The 19,083-nt window shown below is 38.0% G+C and carries 21 protein-coding genes; 10 read left to right on the top strand and 11 right to left on the bottom strand.

The window, feature by feature from the left end:
- On the bottom strand, window positions 1-613 hold a 613-nt coding region (locus LRP83_RS22230), incomplete at its 3' end, for a hypothetical protein (RefSeq protein ID WP_230499023.1).
- A 285-nt stretch (window positions 614-898) separates the two neighbouring features.
- On the opposite strand from LRP83_RS22230, the gene LRP83_RS22225 reads away from it, so the two are divergent.
- Window positions 899-1,966 (top strand): DUF2157 domain-containing protein, encoded by a 1,068-nt coding sequence (locus LRP83_RS22225; RefSeq protein ID WP_230499022.1) that lies wholly within the window; start codon window positions 899-901, stop codon window positions 1,964-1,966.
- Window positions 1,959-2,489: a GDYXXLXY domain-containing protein gene (locus LRP83_RS22220; protein WP_230499021.1), complete on the top strand. Its 531-nt coding sequence runs from the start codon at window positions 1,959-1,961 to the stop codon at window positions 2,487-2,489. Before LRP83_RS22225 ends, LRP83_RS22220 begins: the two co-directional genes overlap by 8 nt.
- Before the next feature lie 378 nt (window positions 2,490-2,867).
- On the opposite strand, the gene LRP83_RS22215 is transcribed toward LRP83_RS22220, so the two are convergent.
- Window positions 2,868-3,089, bottom strand: a complete 222-nt coding sequence (locus tag LRP83_RS22215) for a hypothetical protein (RefSeq protein ID WP_230499020.1) — start codon at window positions 3,087-3,089, stop codon at window positions 2,868-2,870.
- Window positions 3,090-3,277: 188 nt separating this feature from the next.
- Between LRP83_RS22215 and LRP83_RS22210 the strand changes: the two genes are divergently transcribed.
- Both LRP83_RS22210 and LRP83_RS22205 read left to right on the top strand, forming a co-directional pair.
- Window positions 3,278-4,423, top strand: coding sequence for an acyl-CoA dehydrogenase family protein (locus LRP83_RS22210; RefSeq protein ID WP_230499019.1), 1,146 nt, complete (start codon window positions 3,278-3,280; stop codon window positions 4,421-4,423).
- Window positions 4,424-4,687: 264 nt separating this feature from the next.
- On the top strand, window positions 4,688-5,836 hold the full coding sequence (locus LRP83_RS22205) for a thiolase family protein (protein ID WP_230499018.1): 1,149 nt from the start codon (window positions 4,688-4,690) through the stop codon (window positions 5,834-5,836).
- A 58-nt stretch (window positions 5,837-5,894) separates the two neighbouring features.
- Here the strand turns inward: LRP83_RS22205 and LRP83_RS22200 are convergent, their stop codons facing one another.
- Window positions 5,895-6,122 (bottom strand): hypothetical protein, encoded by a 228-nt coding sequence (locus LRP83_RS22200; RefSeq protein ID WP_230499017.1) that lies wholly within the window; start codon window positions 6,120-6,122, stop codon window positions 5,895-5,897.
- A 273-nt stretch (window positions 6,123-6,395) separates the two neighbouring features.
- Between LRP83_RS22200 and LRP83_RS22195 the strand changes: the two genes are divergently transcribed.
- Window positions 6,396-6,698 carry a hypothetical protein gene (locus tag LRP83_RS22195; protein WP_230499016.1) on the top strand — a complete coding sequence of 101 codons (303 nt, stop codon included), beginning with the start codon at window positions 6,396-6,398 and terminating at the stop codon, window positions 6,696-6,698.
- A gap of 110 nt (window positions 6,699-6,808) precedes the next feature.
- On the opposite strand, the gene LRP83_RS22190 is transcribed toward LRP83_RS22195, so the two are convergent.
- Window positions 6,809-8,110: an MFS transporter gene (locus tag LRP83_RS22190; protein ID WP_230499024.1), complete on the bottom strand. Its 1,302-nt coding sequence runs from the start codon at window positions 8,108-8,110 to the stop codon at window positions 6,809-6,811.
- Between the two features lie 166 nt (window positions 8,111-8,276).
- Here LRP83_RS22190 and LRP83_RS22185 point away from each other — a divergent pair, with 166 nt between their 5' ends.
- Window positions 8,277-8,747, top strand: a complete 471-nt coding sequence (locus LRP83_RS22185; RefSeq protein ID WP_230499015.1) for a nucleoside deaminase — start codon at window positions 8,277-8,279, stop codon at window positions 8,745-8,747.
- A gap of 198 nt (window positions 8,748-8,945) precedes the next feature.
- Here LRP83_RS22185 and LRP83_RS22180 read toward each other — a convergent pair whose 3' ends face one another.
- Entirely contained in the window at window positions 8,946-9,464 is a 519-nt protein-coding gene (locus LRP83_RS22180) for a hypothetical protein (protein ID WP_230499014.1), read from the bottom strand.
- A gap of 328 nt (window positions 9,465-9,792) precedes the next feature.
- Here LRP83_RS22180 and LRP83_RS22175 point away from each other — a divergent pair, with 328 nt between their 5' ends.
- Window positions 9,793-10,398 carry an exonuclease domain-containing protein gene (locus LRP83_RS22175; protein WP_230499013.1) on the top strand — a complete coding sequence of 202 codons (606 nt, stop codon included), beginning with the start codon at window positions 9,793-9,795 and terminating at the stop codon, window positions 10,396-10,398.
- Window positions 10,399-10,446: 48 nt separating this feature from the next.
- Here LRP83_RS22175 and LRP83_RS22170 read toward each other — a convergent pair whose 3' ends face one another.
- Genes LRP83_RS22170 through LRP83_RS22160 form a run of 3 tightly spaced genes read right to left on the bottom strand, consistent with a single transcriptional unit; the run spans window position 10,447 to window position 13,585 of the window.
- The gene (locus LRP83_RS22170; RefSeq protein ID WP_230499012.1) at window positions 10,447-10,884 is read right to left on the bottom strand and encodes a GtrA family protein; all 438 of its coding nucleotides are present in this window, start codon (window positions 10,882-10,884) and stop codon (window positions 10,447-10,449) included.
- Window positions 10,838-11,875: a glycosyltransferase family 2 protein gene (locus LRP83_RS22165; protein WP_230499011.1), complete on the bottom strand. Its 1,038-nt coding sequence runs from the start codon at window positions 11,873-11,875 to the stop codon at window positions 10,838-10,840. The genes LRP83_RS22170 and LRP83_RS22165 overlap by 47 nt, the downstream gene beginning before the upstream one ends.
- A 42-nt stretch (window positions 11,876-11,917) precedes the next feature.
- Window positions 11,918-13,585 carry a DUF6044 family protein gene (locus LRP83_RS22160; protein WP_230499010.1) on the bottom strand — a complete coding sequence of 556 codons (1,668 nt, stop codon included), beginning with the start codon at window positions 13,583-13,585 and terminating at the stop codon, window positions 11,918-11,920.
- 212 nt (window positions 13,586-13,797) lie between these two features.
- Between LRP83_RS22160 and galU the strand changes: the two genes are divergently transcribed.
- Window positions 13,798-14,658: a UTP--glucose-1-phosphate uridylyltransferase GalU gene (galU, locus tag LRP83_RS22155; RefSeq protein WP_230499009.1), complete on the top strand. Its 861-nt coding sequence runs from the start codon at window positions 13,798-13,800 to the stop codon at window positions 14,656-14,658.
- Between the two features lie 369 nt (window positions 14,659-15,027).
- On the opposite strand, the gene LRP83_RS22150 is transcribed toward galU, so the two are convergent.
- The 3 genes from LRP83_RS22150 to LRP83_RS22140 are packed head-to-tail and all read right to left on the bottom strand — an operon-like array spanning window position 15,028 to window position 17,114.
- Entirely contained in the window at window positions 15,028-15,741 is a 714-nt protein-coding gene (locus tag LRP83_RS22150; RefSeq protein WP_230499008.1) for a cytoplasmic protein, read from the bottom strand.
- An 18-nt stretch (window positions 15,742-15,759) separates the two neighbouring features.
- Window positions 15,760-16,482 carry a polymer-forming cytoskeletal protein gene (locus LRP83_RS22145; RefSeq protein ID WP_230499007.1) on the bottom strand — a complete coding sequence of 241 codons (723 nt, stop codon included), beginning with the start codon at window positions 16,480-16,482 and terminating at the stop codon, window positions 15,760-15,762.
- Between the two features lie 11 nt (window positions 16,483-16,493).
- Window positions 16,494-17,114, bottom strand: a complete 621-nt coding sequence (locus LRP83_RS22140; protein WP_230499006.1) for a YhbD family protein — start codon at window positions 17,112-17,114, stop codon at window positions 16,494-16,496.
- 166 nt (window positions 17,115-17,280) lie between these two features.
- Here LRP83_RS22140 and LRP83_RS22135 point away from each other — a divergent pair, with 166 nt between their 5' ends.
- Together LRP83_RS22135 and LRP83_RS22130 are read left to right on the top strand one after the other, a co-directional pair.
- Window positions 17,281-17,610, top strand: a complete 330-nt coding sequence (locus LRP83_RS22135) for a rhodanese-like domain-containing protein (RefSeq protein ID WP_230499005.1) — start codon at window positions 17,281-17,283, stop codon at window positions 17,608-17,610.
- A gap of 32 nt (window positions 17,611-17,642) precedes the next feature.
- Complete coding sequence (locus LRP83_RS22130) at window positions 17,643-18,608, top strand: bile acid:sodium symporter family protein (RefSeq protein ID WP_230499004.1); 966 nt, start codon at window positions 17,643-17,645, stop codon at window positions 18,606-18,608.
- The last annotated feature ends 475 nt before the right edge of the window (window positions 18,609-19,083 follow it).

The raw sequence follows: 19,083 nt of genomic DNA, 5'->3' as shown, positions 1-19,083 counted from the left end.
GTTTGCCGCCAGTGCGTTTGCCGCCAGTTTGTTTGCCGCCAGTGCGTTTGCCGCCAGTTTGTTTGCCGCCAGTTTGTTTGCCGCCAGTGCGTTTGCCGCCAGTTTGTTTGCCGCCAGTGCGTTTGCCGCCAGTGCGTTTCCCACCAGTGCCTTTTCCACCAGTACGTTTCCCACCAGTGCCTTTTCCCCCAGTACGTTTCCCACCAGTGCCTTTTCCACCAGTACGTTTCCCACCAGTGCCTTTGCCACCAGTACGTTTCCCACCAGTGCCTTTTCCGCCAGTGCGTTTTCCACCAGTACCTTTTCCACCAGTACGTTTGCCACCAGTGCCTTTTCCACCAGTACGTTTGCCGCCAGTGCGTTTGCCGCCAGTGCGTTTGCCGCCAGTTTGTTTGCCGCCAGTGCGTTTGCCGCCAGTTTGTTTTCCACCAGTGCGTTTGCCGCCAGTGCGTTTCCCACCAGTACGTTTCCCACCAGTACGTTTATCGCCAGTACAGTCACCATGGTTCATTTCAAAAAAACGATCTGGGTCTTGTTGCATAAAACTACTTAGACCTAATAGGTTGGCTTGTTCAACAGCATTTTGAATTTCTGTATTTGAAATTCTAGTCATCAATAATCCCCTCCTTATAAAAAATTCACCTGAAATTTCTAGGAACATTTCATTGGTTTATCCTATGTAAAGAAGCACTTATTTGAATGGGACAAACGTGTAGTTGTTTAAAAATTTGTCCATTCTCACCTTGACTTGATTCGAAAGATGAATTTGTTATGAAAAAAATCATTTTGAGCAATGATTTCCTACATAATTCGCATACATACGAAAAGCATTTTTGATAAGATAAAATAAAATATCTGAAAGGTCACAAGGAGTAAGCAGAGAAAGGGGTGGATTTTGATGAAGCGAGTTCTTAAAGAAAAAGAGCTAGAGGTTTTAAGAAGGGAGCTAAAATATTTAGAAGAAGTTCAGGTTATCCCACCAGGTAAATCTCAGGAAATTGATGAGCTCTATAATGTGGAGGAAGGACTAACTTTTACAAAAACGTTACTGTATGTTGGTTCGATTCTTGTTGGAGCTGGAATTCTTAGTTTCATTGCTAGCAATTGGGGGGAAATTGGTAAGCTAACAAAATTTTTATTTATTATTGGATTGTATATCGGTTGTAATCTGGCTGGATTTAAGATGGAAAACGCATATCCCAAAACATCCAAAAGCTTTTTTTATTTAGGCGGAATTGTTTTTGGAGCTGGAATTTTTCTCATTGGCCAAATGTTCCATTTTGGAGGAGAATTCAGGGATGCGTTTTTATGGTGGTCGCTTGGAATTATGCCTTTGGCTTACGTTTTAAGAGATAAATGGATCCTAATGGCAGCAGCCCTATTTACATTCATATATTTAAGATATGATCCATTTAGCAGTGGAGGAACCATTCCTTACTGGATCCTCTTATGGATTGCAGCTATTTATCTACTAAATGAAAAAATTGGTTTTTCTAAAGTAACAGGTTTTATCAATGGAGTTTTAATGCTACTATTCATCGGAACTATTTTGAGTTCTTTAACAAATGGTCATGATGATTGGGTATATCTACATGCGCTCCTCTACCTGGCAATCGGATTAGTACTAGTTTTATCAAAAGTAAAAATGAGGTCAGTTTATATAACCTTAGGCCATCTCATCCATGGTATAGCAGCATTAGTGTTAAGCTTCGCGGATATTTGGCCAGAGGATTGGATGTATATTCCTTTTTCGATAGCATATATTCTTTTTGTTTTATACCTCATTAATCGAGGTAGCTTACTCAGTATCATTATCCTGTGCGTAATGATTTTCCGTTTTTACCTTGATATTACCTTTTCGTTTCTACCAAAAAGCTTTGTATTTATCTTAGGTGGTATTCTCCTTCTTGGCTTCGGCTTTTATTTTGAAAAACAAAGAAAAAAAGGAGGGGGCACCCATGACTAAGCGTTCCAAACAGCTGTTACTAGCTTGTGCTATACCCGTCTTAATCCTTTTTGGAATGACTATTGTACCTCTTTATACTTTAATAAAAGGAGACGAAATTCTCCTTCAAACCGTTCCAGTCGATCCGTCCAATCTGTTCCGTGGTGATTATGTTGCCCTACAATATGAAGCCGAAGAAATACCTAGAGCATTGGTGGATAAAGCTGTTGTGGCTGAAATCGAAGCGGGGGAGTATGATTTAACGGTATATGTCCTTTTGGAAAAAAAGGATGGTATCCACACTCCAGTCAAAGTGAGTCTCAACAAACCGAAAAATGGTATCTATCTAAAAGGAAAACTTGAATATTTAGGATCTAATAATGAACAAAAGCCTGTTGCCTATTTAACCTATAGTCTTGATAAATATTTTCTTGAGGACAATACAGGGCTTAAATGGGAGGAAGCATCATCTAAGGGTGAGATAGTAGCTAAGGTTAAAGTGAAGAATGGCTATGCTTATCTCGTTGATATTCAGAAAAAATAAGGTGCCCCAGCACTTTATTTTTGAATATAAAAAATAGAGGTAATCCATAAAGGTTACCTCTATTTTAATATGAAATTTGAAAACTACTTCGCATATTCATCAGCTTCAGAATGCAATGAATACACTCTTTCATCTTGACAGCTACTACAAAGTGGGGTGTTATTAATATAAGTTATATCTTCAAAACTTGCTATATCACCACAGCTACTACATCGAATAAATTCACTCATTAAAAACCACCCTTTCACGATTGTTTAATATCAATTTATTTGAACTTGTATTCTTTTATGCTCAACTTTCAAAACGAATTTTTATAAAAACAAAGTTGAATTTCCACCAATAAAAAACAAGAGCCAGGCATCCACCTGACTCTTGATCTTACGAGGTTTTCTTCTCGTTTTCATTTATATGAATGAGTGAACTTTTCTTGATCCAGTATTGGAAGCTGTCTAAAGGAAAAACTCCTCGGCAATTTGAGTTCTGCATTTGCACAATGACACTACCCTCCGTAACCTCCAATACGCGCAAAGTATCTGAGTTACTAAGGTTTGGAATAAAGCTTTCCTTCATTTCAAACTCCATGTTGTTATATAAATTCAAAATAAACAATCCTCCTGAAAAGTCATGATACAATTACTACTTTCCCCAACATTTAATTACTTATCCAAATTTTAGGGAAATTTATATTTAATGCTAAATAAACTGAATCCTTTGTATAATAAATCCAATTGATGAATAGGAGTTAAGTATATATCTAATATAAGCTTTATGCAAAAAGGAGGGAAAGGATGAACCATCCATACTTAAAGAGTGAACACGATATATTTCGTAAGTCGCTTCGGAAGTTTCTTGAAAAAGAAGCAGTTCCATATTACGAGATGTGGGAAGAGGAACGACTGATTCCACGTTCATTTTGGCAGAAAATGGGGGAACAAGGGTATCTTTGTCCAGACCTTGAAGAGAAGTATGGCGGTAGTGAAGTCGATTGGGGCTACTCCACTGTCATTAATGAGGAACTCGAACGGATAGGTTCGGGGTTAGTTGGTATCAATTTGCATAATGATATTGTTGTTCCTTATCTTAATGCTTATGGGACGGAGAAACAAAAGCTACGTTGGCTGTCGAGCTGTACTACTGGAGATTGCATAACGGCTATTGCTATGACTGAGCCGGGGGCAGGGTCGGACCTTGCCAATATCCAAACGACTGCGGTCTTAGACGGAAATCACTATATCCTGAATGGATCGAAAACATTTATCACTAATGGGATCCACGCAGATTTAATTCTTGTAGCTTGTAAAACGAATCCAAAAGCCGAACCTAAACATAAAGGTGTCAGTCTCATCGTTGTTGAAAGAGATACCGTTGGATTTAAACGTGGCAGGAAGTTGAATAAGGTTGGTCTTCACTGTCAGGATACAGCTGAGTTATTTTTTGAAGACTGCCGAGTTCCTAAGGAGAATTTGATTGGTGAAGAAGGTAAGGGGTTTATTTATATGATGGAAAAATTGCAGCAGGAACGTCTAGTAGTAGCCATCGCTGCCCAAATTGCGGCTGAGGAAATGCTGCGTATGACTGTCGACTACGTTAAGTCTCGGCAAGCATTCGGAAAAAAAATAAGCCAATTCCAAAACACCCAATTTAAAATCGCTGAAATGGCAACGGAGATTGAAATGGGCAGAACCTTTCTTGATCAATTAATTAGTTTGCATATGGAAGGGAAGGACGTAGTGACGAAGGTTTCCATGGCAAAATGGAAGCTAACAGATACAGCCCGAAAAGTAGCAACCGAATGCATGCAGCTCCATGGCGGTTACGGCTACATGGAAGAATACGAGATTGCGAGAAGGTACCGTGATATCCCTGTTGCTAGCATTTACGCTGGAACCAATGAAATTATGAAAACGATTATTGCTAAGAATATGGGGCTTTAGATTTTGAGTTATCCTAAAAATCTATCACTGACACCTAACTCCAGATAGGTTACCACTTTTACTCAAAAAAACTCAAAACGGGCATCTAAAGCCAGATAGGTTACCATTTTTACTCAAAAAAACTCAGAACGGGCATCTAAAGCCAGATAGGTTACCATTTTTACTCAAAAAACTCAAAACGGGCATCTAAAGTCTGGCTTCCCAAAAATAAACAAAGTAAATTAGTAGAGAGAATTTTTAAAAATAGGAAGAAGGTGGATAACAATGCGTGAAGTAGTAATTATAGAAGGAGTGCGTACCCCAGTCGGCCGAAAAAATGGTGTTCTAAAAGATATTCGTCCTGACGATTTAGCGGCAGCGACCTTGAAGGAGCTAGTAAACCGTGCGGGAATCGACCCAGCAATCATTGATGATGTCATCCTTGGTTGTGTAACCCAATCAGGTGAACAAGCTGGCGATATTGCTCGCGTAGCCGCGTTAATTGCTGGGTTTCCTATCCATGTTCCAGGAACCACTATTGACCGCCAATGTGGCTCAAGTCAGCAAGCGGTTCATTTTGCGGCCCAGGCCATCCTTTCAGGAGATATGGATGTCGTCATTGCTGGTGGAGTTGAAAGTATGTCAAGAGTTCCGATAGCCTCGAATTATCAAGGAGCTCCTTTCAGCGATAAGCTTAAAGCACAACATGAAATCATTCATCAAGGCTTTTCAGCAGAACGAATTGCTGAAAAGTATGGCTTTACTCGTGAACTGCTTGATCAATATTCCTTCGAAAGCCATCAAAAGGCATTAAGAGCACAAGCAGAAGGTTATTTTACAAAAGAGATATTCCCAATCGAAGTAACATTATCTAATGGAGAGACCACACAAATAAAGGAAGATTCGGGTCCCCGAAAAGAATCTTCACTTGAACAACTTTCCAAGCTAAAACCTGCCTTTAAACAAAATGGCGTGATCCATGCAGGTAACGCTAGCCAAATCAGTGACGGTGCAGCAGCCTTGCTTCTTATGTCCCGTGAGAAAGCGGAGGAATTGGGGTTAAAACCTAGATTCCTAGTCCACACAAGAGTAGTGGTAGGTTCAGACCCAACGCTTATGCTAACGGGACCTATTCCAGCAACAGAGAAGGCATTACAAAAATCTGGACTTTCCATCCAGGATATTGATGTATTTGAAGTAAACGAAGCATTTGCTCCTGTCCCTTTAGCCTGGTTAAAGGAAACTGGCGCCGATCCCCGTAAGCTGAATCCAAATGGGGGAGCCATCGCTCTTGGTCATCCACTTGGAGGCAGTGGTGCTCGGATCATGGTAAGTATGATGCATGAGCTTGAAAGAAGGAGTGGTCGTTATGGTCTACAAACAATGTGTGAAGGTCATGGAATGGCCAACGCAACCATTATAGAAAGACTATAAAATAAAGAAAAAGAGCACCAAACCAAATAGGTGCTCTTCATTATGTTTAAAACAGTTATTAAATATTCTTTTTTACATCTTCTCTTATCGCTTCAATGATTTCAATAGATAAGTTAGCAGGTAGCGATGTATCATTCTCAAATACCCAAGTATTAAGAATTTCAAGATCACTTTTATCAAAAGTAATACTATACTCTTTTTCATTATGCGTAAAATTAGTCGTCACCGTTTCTTCTCCATAAAACTCATCATCAATAATCATGTGTGTGATTTCATATGGTTTCAAGATATAATCTCCCTTTTATCATTCATTTCTTCTTTATATAGAATGAACAATAAATAGTTGTTTATTCCATTTCTTAACAAAAGAATATTGTAAATTAAAAATAGCTTAAAAAGAACCTTGGAACAATTAGAAACTGGGTTAAGAAAACTAGCAGAAATCATTCGGAATTTGTTAAATAAGTAGAGAAATGTACAAGCAGTAAAGCATTGTTTTCATAGACTGTACCAAGACATACAATGTCATAAATATGAAAACAAAAGGGGAAAGAAGTCTATGGAACAAATATTCTTTACTTATGCAAAAGAAGGTGTTTTCCTAGCTCTTTTTCTTTATCTTCTAATCTTTAACATTCCTAGGTTAAAACAAGAGTTTAAGCAAGATATGAAAGAGATGGAGGATAGACATAGAGCGGAAATTGAAAGAGTAGAAAAAAGGTATCAGGAAGAGATGGAAAAGATGGAAAAAAAGGCAGAAATCCGAGAAAGTGAGTTGATCAGACTCCTATCAATGTTTGAAGGCAAATACGAGCTCCTAACAGGTAAGGTAGATGAAGTATTAAAGCGGTTAAAGTTTTAACTACAGAATGATGCACAATTCACTTTAACGCAATAAAGCGATGAGGGACAGTCCCTCATCGCTTTATTGCGTTAAAGAGTCGAGAAAAATGGCAGATTCTCACACTGCCACTACACAGTTTGATTAGTAGAAATCGAAACGTCTGCCTTAGGCTCTGGTACACGAGCTAAAATGATAAGTCCGATAATAAACAGGATAACCAAGCTGAACACACCACTGCTTGAATTTCCAGTTAGCTGGGCAGTTACTCCAACTAATAATGGCCCCATAATCGAAGCGAACTTTCCAAAAATATTGTAAAAGCCGAAGAATTCGTTTGATTTTTCCTTTGGAACGAGCTTCGCAAAATAAGCTCGGCTTAATGCTTGAATACCGCCCTGTGAAGTAGCGACAAGCATGGCCAAAATCCAGAAGTCCATCGTTGTTTTTAAAAAGTAAGCATAAATACAAACAATAATATAAACTATAATGCCGACATAAAGCATCTTTTTACCTGTAAATTTCTCGGCAAGTCTTCCATATAAAATCGCAAATGGAGCAGCAACGACTTGAGTAACGAACAGGATAATTAACAAGTTTGTCGAGCTAATCCCTAAATCGCTACCGTACGCAGTGGACATGGAAATGATTGTTCCAACTCCATCAATATAAAAGAAATAGGCAAGTAAAAATAAAAAAAGTGCTCTAAATTTCCTGATTTCCTTTAAAGTACCACCTAAACGTTTAAAGCTATTCACTACGGGGTTTGGCTCGCGCTCAATGTAATACCGCTGATGAACGTTTTTAATCAACGGAATGGCGAATAACCCCCACCAAGCTGCAGTTATTAAAAACGCAATCTTACTAGCCATTGAGACAGAGATAGGGATAATGTTTCTCTGGGCTAAGATGATAATGACAATGCTGATAATAAAAGGAATCGTACTACCAATATACCCAAATCCTAAGCCACGCGAGGATATCCGGTTCATACGTTCCTCCGTCGTCACGTCTACAAGGAATGCATCATAAAACACATTTGCCCCAGCGAACCCAACCGCAGCAAAGGTATAACAGGCTAATAAAAGGAGCCATTGTTCACTAGGAATAAACGCAAGGATAGCAGTAGCGGCAACACCCATCAGAAAAAAGAACTTGAAAAAGCGCTTTTTATAGCCTTGATAATCAGCGATTGACCCGAGAATAGGTCCTATCATAGCTAAAATAAAGGTTGCGATGGCAATGGTGTAGCCTAAATAGGCAGTTGAATCAGCAGCACTTACTCCGGCATTGTTGGCAGCCGCTTTATAAAACAGTGGAAAAACAGCCGTCGTAATAATTATCGAATAAGCAGAGTTGGCCCAATCATAAAATACCCAGCTATTCTCTTCCTTCGTTAAACGCTTCAAAAGATATCCCCCCCATTTAAGTATTTTTGTAATGGCCAATAAATGTAGTCGAAGAATTCTAGTTATTAAGAATCCTATTTATGAATATTCTTTTTAATTCTTTTTTATCCTGCCTGATAATATTTTTAATTTAAAGCGATAAAAAGGTTATAGGTAAAAATTGAGCAATTCTTGATAGAGGAGTGGTCAGATGGCTAAGGATTTTTTTATGAAAAAGGCTGTAACCATCGCAACAGAAAATGTTGAGACAAACAGTGGTGGACCTTTTGGGGCAATTGTCGTAAAGGACGGAAAAATAATCAGTGAGGGCCGTAACCAAGTAACAGCAACAAACGATCCGACTGCCCATGCGGAGGTTCAAGCCATTCGAGCCGCATGCAAGGTATTAAACACCTTTCAATTGACCGACTGTGAAATCTATACGAGCTGCGAGCCTTGCCCGATGTGCATCGGAGCCATCTACTGGGCAAGACCAAAAGCCGTATATTACGCTTGTACAAAAAATGACGCTGCCCAAATCGGCTTCGACGACCAATTTATATATGAAGAATTAGCCTTACCAGTTGAAAAGCGGGGGATAAAAATGATTCAATTTTGTCCTGATAACTATGACCTGCCTTTTAGAACTTGGAAAAACTCAACAAACAAGACTGAATATTAGTAGCTCGATTGAATCCATCATAATAAAGTTTTTTATAAAAACTGGGGACCGCTTTTTTATCGCAGAATCGTTATAGGGGCAATTGGGGGGATAATTGAGGATCTCTTTTTTCCGCAAAATCGTTAATTGGACTTTTACGGGCAAAATGGAGGCTGTCAAAAACTCAATAACATGACTTTTAAAACAGCCTGTTTTCCTCTACCCTTCCACCTGAAAAACGTCAACGATTCCATCAGCTTTAACCCGATTCGCACACAACCTAAATAGCTGCTTAATAAAATTCTCTACTTGCTCAGCCGATGAAGGGAGTGGAATATATACAGAAGTGGAACCAAACACTTGTTTAAAATAGGCCTTTCTCTGTAGATTCTTCCCATCACGTTTTAACGGATTATACTTCCAATGAAGTTGTTGCTTTCCTTCATGTTCCACAATCTCCTGTATTTCAGCATGGGTTGTTGATTTGTTAGGAGAATAGATTACCAAATAATAATTATCCTTCCGATGCCAGTCAATAAACAAAAAATAAAGGTTATGATGTTCGCCGATTTGAGCTATATTATAACCTGCTGCAACAGGCTTACCATTTGTCCATTGATGAAATTGAGGTAAGCGGTCACCTCTTAACTCAAGTCTATCTATTTCATAGTTTAATGGATTTGAATTTGCCCATCTTTCCAGTAATTCAATTATTTCAATAGCTTGTCTCTTCTCCAAAAAATTCCCCCTTTATATGGCCATCCATTAATAGAACTATTTTTTTATAACATACCATTGTTCACGAGAAGAAGGCTATTTTTATTTTTACAAGTAGTTCCCTTAAGCCCTTTTTCAGGATTAAACCTTATGGTAGGTAGATTTACGGGAACAGCAGGAATAAAGACTGGTTATTGCGCAAATGGTTCATGTATTGCTAATCGCTAAAATCGGTATCATCATCAAATCGTTCGTTGCTTAACTTTCAATGTTCCAAATTATGGAGGACGTTCCATAGCCATTTTTTCTGCTATAATAGGCATATTGATTAGACAAGGGCGGGATAAATGTGAGTAAGAGTGAAAAACTAGGTTTATTGTTGGATGTGGAAACAACAGGATTAGGTCCTGATTCTGATGAAATTATTGAATTAGCTTTGAAACTGTTTTCCTATCGTACAGATACAGGTGAAATACTTGATATTAAAGATGAAGATTCCTTTTTGAGGGAACCACTGACCCAATCAGCAAAAAATAATTACGATCGAGCATTCAGAATACATGGGATTTCCTATGATTCTGTTCGTGGAAAAAGCTTTCATGATGCGAAGATTATTAAATATTTTACTCTAGCTGATGCAGCTCTTGCTCATAATGCTTCCTTTGACCGTAGCTTTTTATATCGGATGTATCCCGAAATTAACGAGTTGAATTGGTATTGTACGATGAGAAGTATACCTTGGAAAGCTTACGGGTTTCCTAATAGTAAGCTGCTGACTCTGCTACAACATCACAAAATAACTAAATTTCAAACACATAGAGCGATGGATGATATTACATACTTGATGGAATTACTTAAGAAAACCAATCCACATGGTGATTTTTATATGAAGGATGTTATCAGTAATAAACCTATGAGAAAGTATCAACCAGCTACACAAGGATATATTGGATAAATAGAAGGGTGCCAGATTACATCTAGTTGTTCAGATGTAAATGGCACCCTATGTATTAAATACAAAGTACCTTTGACCAAAGTAATTGGCGATGGTATAAAAACCCGAACCCAATAAAATTGCAAACTCTTCTTCGTTAATAAAGGGGATCGTACTGTACAAATAATAAACTCCATCCGCAACGAATTCACTTATGGAATAAGATAGGAAATAGCATACCAAGATTACGGTAATAAATTTCGGAATGCCTTTAGTAAAATCGATTTGACTATTAAACGTGAAGGAGCGATTCAGTAAATAGCTGACCGCTGCTCCAACGCCATTTCCAATGAAAGTAGAGGTCCAGTATGAAAACTCAAATACATTTAACAGGACAAAAATTACCGATAAACCCGTTATAGTATTAATAACCCCAACAAGGAGAAAACGAGTGAACCGATTAGTTCGTTTCAGAAAGCTTTCTAATTTCAACTCCAATAGGCTCATCTAATTTTCCCTCCGCATTTATCAGATGGCGAGGTAACGGTAAGTTAAAGGTATCAATATCGATAATGTATTTTGGACGCCGTTTCGATTCTTTATAAATTTTTCCTATATATTCACCAATGAGACCAATGGCAATTAATTGCAACCCACCAATTAACCAAATGGAGGTAATAAGAGAGGTCCAACCTGTTTCTGTTTCGCCAAAAAACTTCAATCCGATAAAATAGGCTCCAAATGCCAGACTAATTAAAAAGGAAAGGAATCCTATCATTAATACCAGTCGAATCGGTGTAATCGAAAATGAAGTAATCCCATCAAAAGCAAACGAAAGCATTTTCTTTAATGGATATTTTGTCTCACCAGCTAAACGTTCCTTCCGGTCATAATAGACATTGGTGGAAGAAAAGCCGATAAGTGGAACAATACCTCTTAGAAACATATTGGCTTCACCAAATCGTTCTAACTCATCTAAAGCCCTCTTGCTCATTAGCCGAAAATCCGCATGATTAAAAATAATATTGACGCCCATCATTCCCATTACTTTATAAAATAACTCGGCAGTACTTCGTTTGAAAAAAGTATCCGTTTGTCGCCCTTGTCTAACACCATAAACAATATCGTAGCCGTCATTAAATTTTTCTATAAAATCCCGAATCACTTTAATATCATCTTGAAGGTCTGCGTCGATGGATACAACACAATCAGATGCATCCTTCGCGGTAAATAGGCCAGCAAGTAAGGCGTTTTGATGTCCAACATTTCGAGAAAGTTTTAATCCTTTAATATGCTGATTGTTCAAGCTTTCCTTATAAATCATCGACCAAGTTCCATCCCTACTACCATCATCAACGAACAGAATCTTACTCATATTAGACACCAAATTTTCCGAAATGAGGGCTGTTAGAAATGAGTCCATTTCTGATATTGTCTTTGGCAGCACCTCCTCTTCATTAAAACAAGGAACAACAATTGTCAATATAGGTTCATTCATTATGCTACCTCCAGTTGCTCGATCTAGCTGAGAATACAAGTATTAAAGAACTTTATATAAATAAATTTTCCAAGCTGAAGATTTCGACTTAAACACTTTGTCCAATTCCAAATTGTTTGCATTAGCATTATCAATCGGGATTGCCGAGAAAATGTATTTTCCACCCATATCTTTAAAAGGTTCCAGATTAAGCTCAAGGTTTTTTAATCGCTTTTTCGAACTTTTCTTAAACATATAATGCTTCCCAAGCTCAGCCGTAAAGAGATAACAGCGACCGCCCCATTCATCAAAATAGGTACGAATCGTTTTATTTTTGGCAAGTTCTTTTTCAATGATTTTCCGGAATTCATATTTATAGCTTAATGGATAAAAATTGTTATACGTATCCAGAGTGTAAAAGCCATTATACTGGGCGATGGCTGGGTGAAGTCCGATGCTGGCAACTCGATACGTTTCCTGTGGCAACCCAATATGCTCTTTCACCTCATTAAACTGCTCTACTGCAAAAAACTGTTTAAAGGTCGGCTTTTTTTGAAAAAGAAGTTCCTCATTAAAATGAAAAGCGACAATAACTTGAGCCAAGACCAAAAAGGTTGTGAGTTTCTTCCAGTGGAACCAAAGAATCTTCAAAGAGAGAGCAAACAAAACATAGATAACAAGCGGCCTTAAAAAGTGATATCTGGCAAAATTAAAGGTATCTAAAAAGTGAAACCGCTCGGTTAACGGTAACCAGCCTTTATAAAACCAGAAGGCGTACCATGCTGATAAAGCAATGTTCAACCAAAACAAAAAAACAAACACTTTCTCTTGTTTCCAATTCCTTTTATAAAAAATAAATACAAAAGCTAGTATGATAGAAGGCAATATAATCAATGTATGAATGGTAGCTGCATGATGATGGCCATCAATAAAGTTTTTCAACGTGAGACGGATCGATTGCCAAAATGACAAACGGGCATGAAAGTATTCATCACGACTATTAGGTTCATCATCAAAAAGAAAGGAATAAACGAGACGGTATTCCGTTATGAAAAAAATCAACGTCATATAAGCAATCGATAGAAAAAAACGCCAGTTCCACCCTTTTCCTCGGAGAACATCAGTGAGCCAAAAGATACCCATCGCACTTAAAAAAAAGAAAAACCCGAGGACGATACTCGAATACAAAGGTAAAAGAGTTAAAACTACATAGTTTGTCCACCCATTTTCCCCTTTTCGAATATTAAGAAAGGCCCATAAGGCTAATGGCATTCCAAGCGTACTCAACATTCCCGATGGCCAAAAGGGGGTAAGGGCAAACGTAAGGGCCGTCCCAATTCTAAGAAGTGCCCATTCTGGATTGGTGAGAAAGTGTTTTTTCAAAAGTAGATACATGCCAAAAAAGGCAAAAAAACGAGTGATAAATTGACTTATGGCGTAAGCGAGCATCGTTGGAAATAGGGCATAAAGCCAAACAATAAGGCTAAATTCTGTACCGAGAGCATTTCTGGGCAGCCCATTGATGATCTGAGGAATAGTGGCATTGATTGGTCCAAGAATTTGTCCACTTTCCGTGAGCACTCTATACCATGCTAGGTTTGAATCTAAATTATCATGTACTCGAATGTGAGCATTTTCTCCTAAAATAAACAAGGGAGAAACACATAGAACTATCACAACAAATGCAATAATCAGTAGTTTTTGCTCATTATTATTGTTAAACGAAAACAATCGCTACACCTCATAAAGCATTTTTTTACCATCTTAATGTTGCTCTTAAGGTTTGCAGTTAAAAGGCATTATATTCCTTTTATCAGCTAATTAGTGAAACAATTTCTGATTCGCTACTGATATATAAGGTAAACCGAAATAAACCAACCATCTATGTGCATAGGATAAGGAAGGATCAGTCAAAATTGGGGTCATGAAAATGGGGGAAGAGGATGATTAAAAAAGCGGTTATTCCAGCTGCAGGATTGGGGACACGATTTTTACCAGCGACAAAAGCCCAGCCGAAGGAAATGCTGCCGATTGTAGATAAGCCTACGATTCAATATATTATTGAGGAAGCGATTTGCTCAGGAATCGAGGACATCATCATCATCACTGGCCGGAATAAACGGGCGATTGAGGACCATTTTGATAAATCAATTGAACTAGAGTTACTTTTAAGGAAAAACAATAAAAATGACTTGTTTGAAATGGTAGAGGGGATCTCCAATATGGTTGATATCCATTACGTCAGACAAAAAGAACCTCTAGGTCTAGGTCATGCAGTATTATGTGCGAAAAAATTTATTGGTCAGGAGCCATTTGCGGTCCTTCTTGGCGATGATATTATCGATAGCGAAGTTCCAGCACTAAAGCAAATGTTAAATCAATACAATCAAGTCCAATCCAGCATAATCGGATGTAAGGAAGTCCCATGGTCAGAGGTAGAGAAATATGGAATCGTACAATATACAGAAAAAAGGGGAGACTTGTATAAAGTTCAGAAGCTGGTTGAAAAGCCAAGCATTGAAGCTGCCCCCTCAACACAAGCCATCATCGGCAGATATATTCTAACCCCATCCATTTTTGATATTCTAGAAAAGGTTGCTCCAGACAAAAATGGGGAGATACAGCTAACTGATGCATTAGATAAACTGCTTCAGAAGGAATCCATCCATTCCTACAATATTGAAGGAACAAGATATGACGTTGGAGATAAATTTGGATATTTACAAGCATCCATTGATTTTGCCTTAAAACGGCCAGAACTTCGTGAGAAGCTGCTAGACTATATGAGGGAGTCAATTTTGTAGTTTCTTGCTAGAATTCAACTTAGACTAAGCATCTGTTTCTTAAATTATTTACTTGGCGGACACAAAATCCCTTATTTTACAAAAAAACGTATAATTCTTAGCTTTTGTGGACACCAGTTCCGTTATTCACCTCGAATTACGTAAAAATTGCCATTAAATAATAAAATAGGGGAACGTGAGTCCGTTTAACCACTAAAATTAAAGGTTTTTACGGAAATAACGGTATGTGTGTCCGCGAATTTTTCATTTCCAACAAAAAATAGACTGCTAGATCATTTACGATTCAGTAGTCTGTTTTTTGTTGGTATTTTTATTTACACCTCAAAAGGGAACTTTATAACCTACTCAGGAGAGGGTGTAAGATTTAGCTCAATTCCCAATTTTACGATTTTCTTTCACAACAGCATCTGAATCTGCTTTATAATTAGTTTGATATTCAACGAGGCCAATTTCACATCCTGCTCCTATTCGAACGCTTTTCCCTCGGACAACATCAGCCGTTGTGTTTTCTAGGAAGATTTCATCTCCTTCAATCACCTTCGCTTCAAGTGAACCTCCACCTTTTGCAAAAGGAAGGAACGATGACTTTTTCTTTACAGTAATCTTATCGCCACCGATTTCATTAGCAATGCTGCTACCATATCGAAGACTAACCTCTATTGTACCTGCATTTAAAAGACCTTTTATGTCAAAAGATCCAGTTGATTTAAAAATCTCAAATTCGGTATCACCCATAACAGTTAGGGTACCTTTAATATCGGCCTCTTCTCCAGCAAATCGACCCCCTACGTCAAGTGTTCCAAAAACTCTTGCTTTCTTAATCGAAGCATGACCACCGACTTCCGTCGTTCCAAAAATCTTCATGACATTAGAACTAAGATTTCCGCGAACTTCGGTTTCTCCGAAAACATCAAAGTGATTCGCTTTGCCATTTTTTAAGGCATTGCTAGAACCAAAGGTTTTAAAAACCTCACATTCAAAATCAGCTGTAATCGTTCCATCTCCTCTGATTTTGATTTTATTATAGGTCCCGCCCCCATAGCTGCCGGAACCATTGATTATAAGATTTTGCTTCTCTCCCATAAAGATCCCTCTTTTCCGTTACAGCTGAACGCTTTTATTCACTCGGCCATTTCCGATAATTTTAAACGTATCCTTATATTCCACAAGATCAATATCACAATTTTCTCCTATGATGATATGATTCCCACGAACCACTTTTGCCTTTGTATTTTCAAGAGAGATATCGTCTCCTTCAATGACATCTGCTGCTAATTTGACAGACTTCACTGTTTTTAAAATATCAAGAAAGAAGCTAGTCTCTTGCTTCACTATAATGGTCTGACCGCCGATTTCCTTCGCTTTACATTCACCATAAGTTCGAATCACAATATTTTCTGCACTTAATAACCCACCAATAGAAAATTGACCCTCAGATTTAAAGTGCTCCACTTCACAGTTTCCTTCAACACCGATGCGGCCTTGAATCTTCAACTCTTCACCCTTTACGTTTCCGCCAATCGAGCCCGATCCAGATATGCTCATTTTGTCAGAATAAACATCTCCTTTAAAAGAACCTCTACCATCAACAGACAGGGTTGTAGCATATATTTTTCCTGTTATCTTTGCACTTCCATTAATTTTCATTTTTTCCGCTTTAACAGCCCCATTCACTGTTCCAGCGCCATTACAGGAAAAAGAATGACAATCAATATCCCCGTTCACAGTGCCTTTACCATTAATTACGACGCTGTCAAAGTTCCCACCACTTGAACTGCCTAAGCCATTGATTGATAAATTTCCAAGTTCGTTTTGAACATTCATTACTTTTCCCCCTAGATTAACTTTGTTTTGAGTTCTTCTGTACATTCACTTATTGATATTTGGACAACCACTTTTGTTCCTTTTTCAAAAAAGATATTTGCTGTGCTGGAAAGGATGAGGCAAGATGAGATACCTAGCTTTCGAATGAAGAATAACACGCTGCTCTGTTTAGCATCGTCCTTATAGTCACTTAATACTTGAAGAAGCATTTTTCCTTCATCTAAATTAATCTCTCCGGATTGAAGTAACTTTTCAAGAATAAAGAGATGCAATAGATTTTCAAAAGCAAAGTCAGTTATGGACTTTGTTTCGCTTAAATAAAAATCGAGGACAGGCTTTGAAACAATGTTACGTTTTAACAATTCATCAACTGATAACTTGAATTCTCCTGCAGAAGGGGAGAACATATCGGCAAGCTCATCAAGGGAGAGATTTTCCTTCATTGTTTGAATTTTATCAATGCGTTCAAGGATTTTCTCTTTTGGAAAAAATGTTTCTTGACCAGTAAACGTTGACTTACGGATAAACCAATCCTCAGGAATCAAATTTTTTCGCTTCCATCTGTAAAGCTGCCCATATGAAATTCCAGTCAAATCTAACAAATCCTTTTTGGAAATTAACTCATTACTCATATAAACGGCTCCTTTCTATAAAAACAATGTAACATAACACTGTTACGTTGTAAAGACGTTGTCTGAATATTTGGTTCAGAAATTCCAAATTATCAATAATTGCTAACTGACTTTTATTTTCCTATTGGTTATAGTTAAGGGTGAGATTAAAAAGGAGATGACCATTATGTCTTACCGTATGATTTCCCCAAAAGAGTTGTATAAAAAAATGAAAATGGGCGAGAAGACTTATTTATTGGATGTAAGGGCAGAGGAAAAATTCATGGATTTCCATATAGAGGGACCTGGATTGGTCACACATAATGTTCCTAAAACTAATATTCTAGAAGGTGGGGAGGAAATGGTTACAGTCCCTACCGAAGGGGAAGTAATTATCACCTGCACAACTGGAAACTCTGCGGCGAAATGTGCTGCCATTCTATCAAAAAAGGACGATAATATTCTAGTATTAGAAGGTGGAGTTACCGCTTGGAAGGAATTTTTAAAAACCTTGTAAACTCTAAATATAGCGATGGGAAGTAATGACACATGTTGCAAAAATTCAATACACATCTAGAAAAAATCATGCCACTCATTACCCCAATAAGTGTGGTTATTGGAGTTTTATTATCAGAACACATAAATGACCTTTCGTTTTTAATTCCATGGATTTTTGCTGTTATGACGTTTTCGGGGAGTCTTGGTTCGAACTACCATTCTTTAAAAAATGTGATCACTCATCCTCTCCCAATCTTTATTGCCCTTGCAATACTACATCTAATCATGCCTGTGTGGGCATGGGGAATTGGACATATCGCCTTTAGTGGCGACAATTTTACAATCACAGGACTAATTCTGGGTATGGCCATCCCTACAGGAATTACTAGTCTCATATGGGTATCCATTTATAAGGGGAATATCCCCTTCACCCTTTCCATTGTTCTTATCGATACCTTACTTTCTCCGATTCTAGTACCCTTTACGATTTCAGTAATGGTTGGGAAAAATATTGAAATGGATGTTTATAGCATCATGATAGGTTTAGTAGGAATGATTGTCATTCCATCACTTGTTGGGATGACGCTTAATCAGTGGACGAGAGGTAAAGTGAAGGAAGTATGGAGCCCGAGACTAGCTCCCTTCTCCAAAATTGGGCTTGGTATTGTTGTTATGTTAAATGGAGCTGTAGTAGCTCCTTATTTACGAGATGTTAGTTGGAAGCTTGTTATCATAGCGGTGCTAGTATTTTTTATCGCCATGACTGGATATTTATTTGCCTTTTTGCTTGGAAGACTCTTCAAAAGAGATCGGGATACGGTGATGGCTCTAACCTTTACTGGCGGAATGAGAAATATTAGTGCTGGTGCCGTTATTGCCATCACCTACTTTCCACCGCAAGTAGCAGTGCCTGTAGTCGTTGGGATGCTGTTTCAGCAAGTTCTCGCATCATTTAGTGGATACTTAGCTAACCGTTATTATGCCGGTCAGCCTAAAGATAAGCAGCTTTCGGCTTAACTTTTCAAAAATAAAAAACAGTTAAGTGCTCAGCAAAAACTGTTCCTTTTGAGGTACACAAGGGTAAATTGACATCAGAAATGGCGCACAATTGACGTATGCCATTTCCCTTTCACATAAGGATTGTTTATACCTTTTACAGAGATGTAAGACCAGAAATGACAAAGAAATTTAAAGGACAAAGTATATTGTACACTCAAAATTAAGTGACAATTGGGATGTCAATTCTTATCACGCTTCTTATCCTTAATTTAGTAACCAGTGATTAAAAATAAGCGGAGATTTTTCCGTTAAACTTCGGAATAGTGCTTGGTCGGGGTAAATAAGCGGAGGTTTTCCGGTTAAGCAAAGGAAAATGACCCATTTTGACGTTTCTTGAGTAAATAGTCGGAATTCTTCCGTCTATTTACGCTATTTTTAGGTCTATTTCGAAATTAAGGGAAGTTTCTCCGCTTATTGAGGGTTCGCTCTTTAT

It is taken from the genome of Pseudoneobacillus rhizosphaerae (genome assembly GCF_917563885.1).
GTDB classification, from domain to species: Bacteria; Bacillota; Bacilli; order Bacillales; family Cytobacillaceae; genus Pseudoneobacillus; species Pseudoneobacillus rhizosphaerae.
The sequence above is the reverse complement of the archived record's forward strand: the minus strand, read 5'-3'. Positions and strand labels throughout refer to the sequence as shown.

Bases quoted from the DNA above. Each gene is read 5' to 3' on its own strand.
- LRP83_RS22165 (WP_230499011.1), bottom strand. From the start codon at position 11,875: ATGAATGAACCTATATTGACAATTGTTGTTCCTTGTTTTAATGAAGAG.
- LRP83_RS22210 (WP_230499019.1), top strand. From the start codon at position 3,278: ATGAACCATCCATACTTAAAGAGTGAACACGATATATTTCGTAAGTCG.
- LRP83_RS22220 (WP_230499021.1), top strand. From the start codon at position 1,959: ATGACTAAGCGTTCCAAACAGCTGTTACTAGCTTGTGCTATACCCGTC.
- LRP83_RS22170 (WP_230499012.1), bottom strand. From the start codon at position 10,884: ATGAGCCTATTGGAGTTGAAATTAGAAAGCTTTCTGAAACGAACTAAT.
- LRP83_RS22130 (WP_230499004.1), top strand. From the start codon at position 17,643: ATGTTGCAAAAATTCAATACACATCTAGAAAAAATCATGCCACTCATT.
- LRP83_RS22185 (WP_230499015.1), top strand. From the start codon at position 8,277: ATGGCTAAGGATTTTTTTATGAAAAAGGCTGTAACCATCGCAACAGAA.
- LRP83_RS22195 (WP_230499016.1), top strand. From the start codon at position 6,396: ATGGAACAAATATTCTTTACTTATGCAAAAGAAGGTGTTTTCCTAGCT.
- LRP83_RS22140 (WP_230499006.1), bottom strand. From the start codon at position 17,114: ATGAGTAATGAGTTAATTTCCAAAAAGGATTTGTTAGATTTGACTGGA.
- galU (WP_230499009.1), top strand. From the start codon at position 13,798: ATGATTAAAAAAGCGGTTATTCCAGCTGCAGGATTGGGGACACGATTT.
- LRP83_RS22145 (WP_230499007.1), bottom strand. From the start codon at position 16,482: ATGAATGTTCAAAACGAACTTGGAAATTTATCAATCAATGGCTTAGGC.
- LRP83_RS22205 (WP_230499018.1), top strand. From the start codon at position 4,688: ATGCGTGAAGTAGTAATTATAGAAGGAGTGCGTACCCCAGTCGGCCGA.
- LRP83_RS22150 (WP_230499008.1), bottom strand. From the start codon at position 15,741: ATGGGAGAGAAGCAAAATCTTATAATCAATGGTTCCGGCAGCTATGGG.
- LRP83_RS22225 (WP_230499022.1), top strand. From the start codon at position 899: ATGAAGCGAGTTCTTAAAGAAAAAGAGCTAGAGGTTTTAAGAAGGGAG.
- LRP83_RS22135 (WP_230499005.1), top strand. From the start codon at position 17,281: ATGTCTTACCGTATGATTTCCCCAAAAGAGTTGTATAAAAAAATGAAA.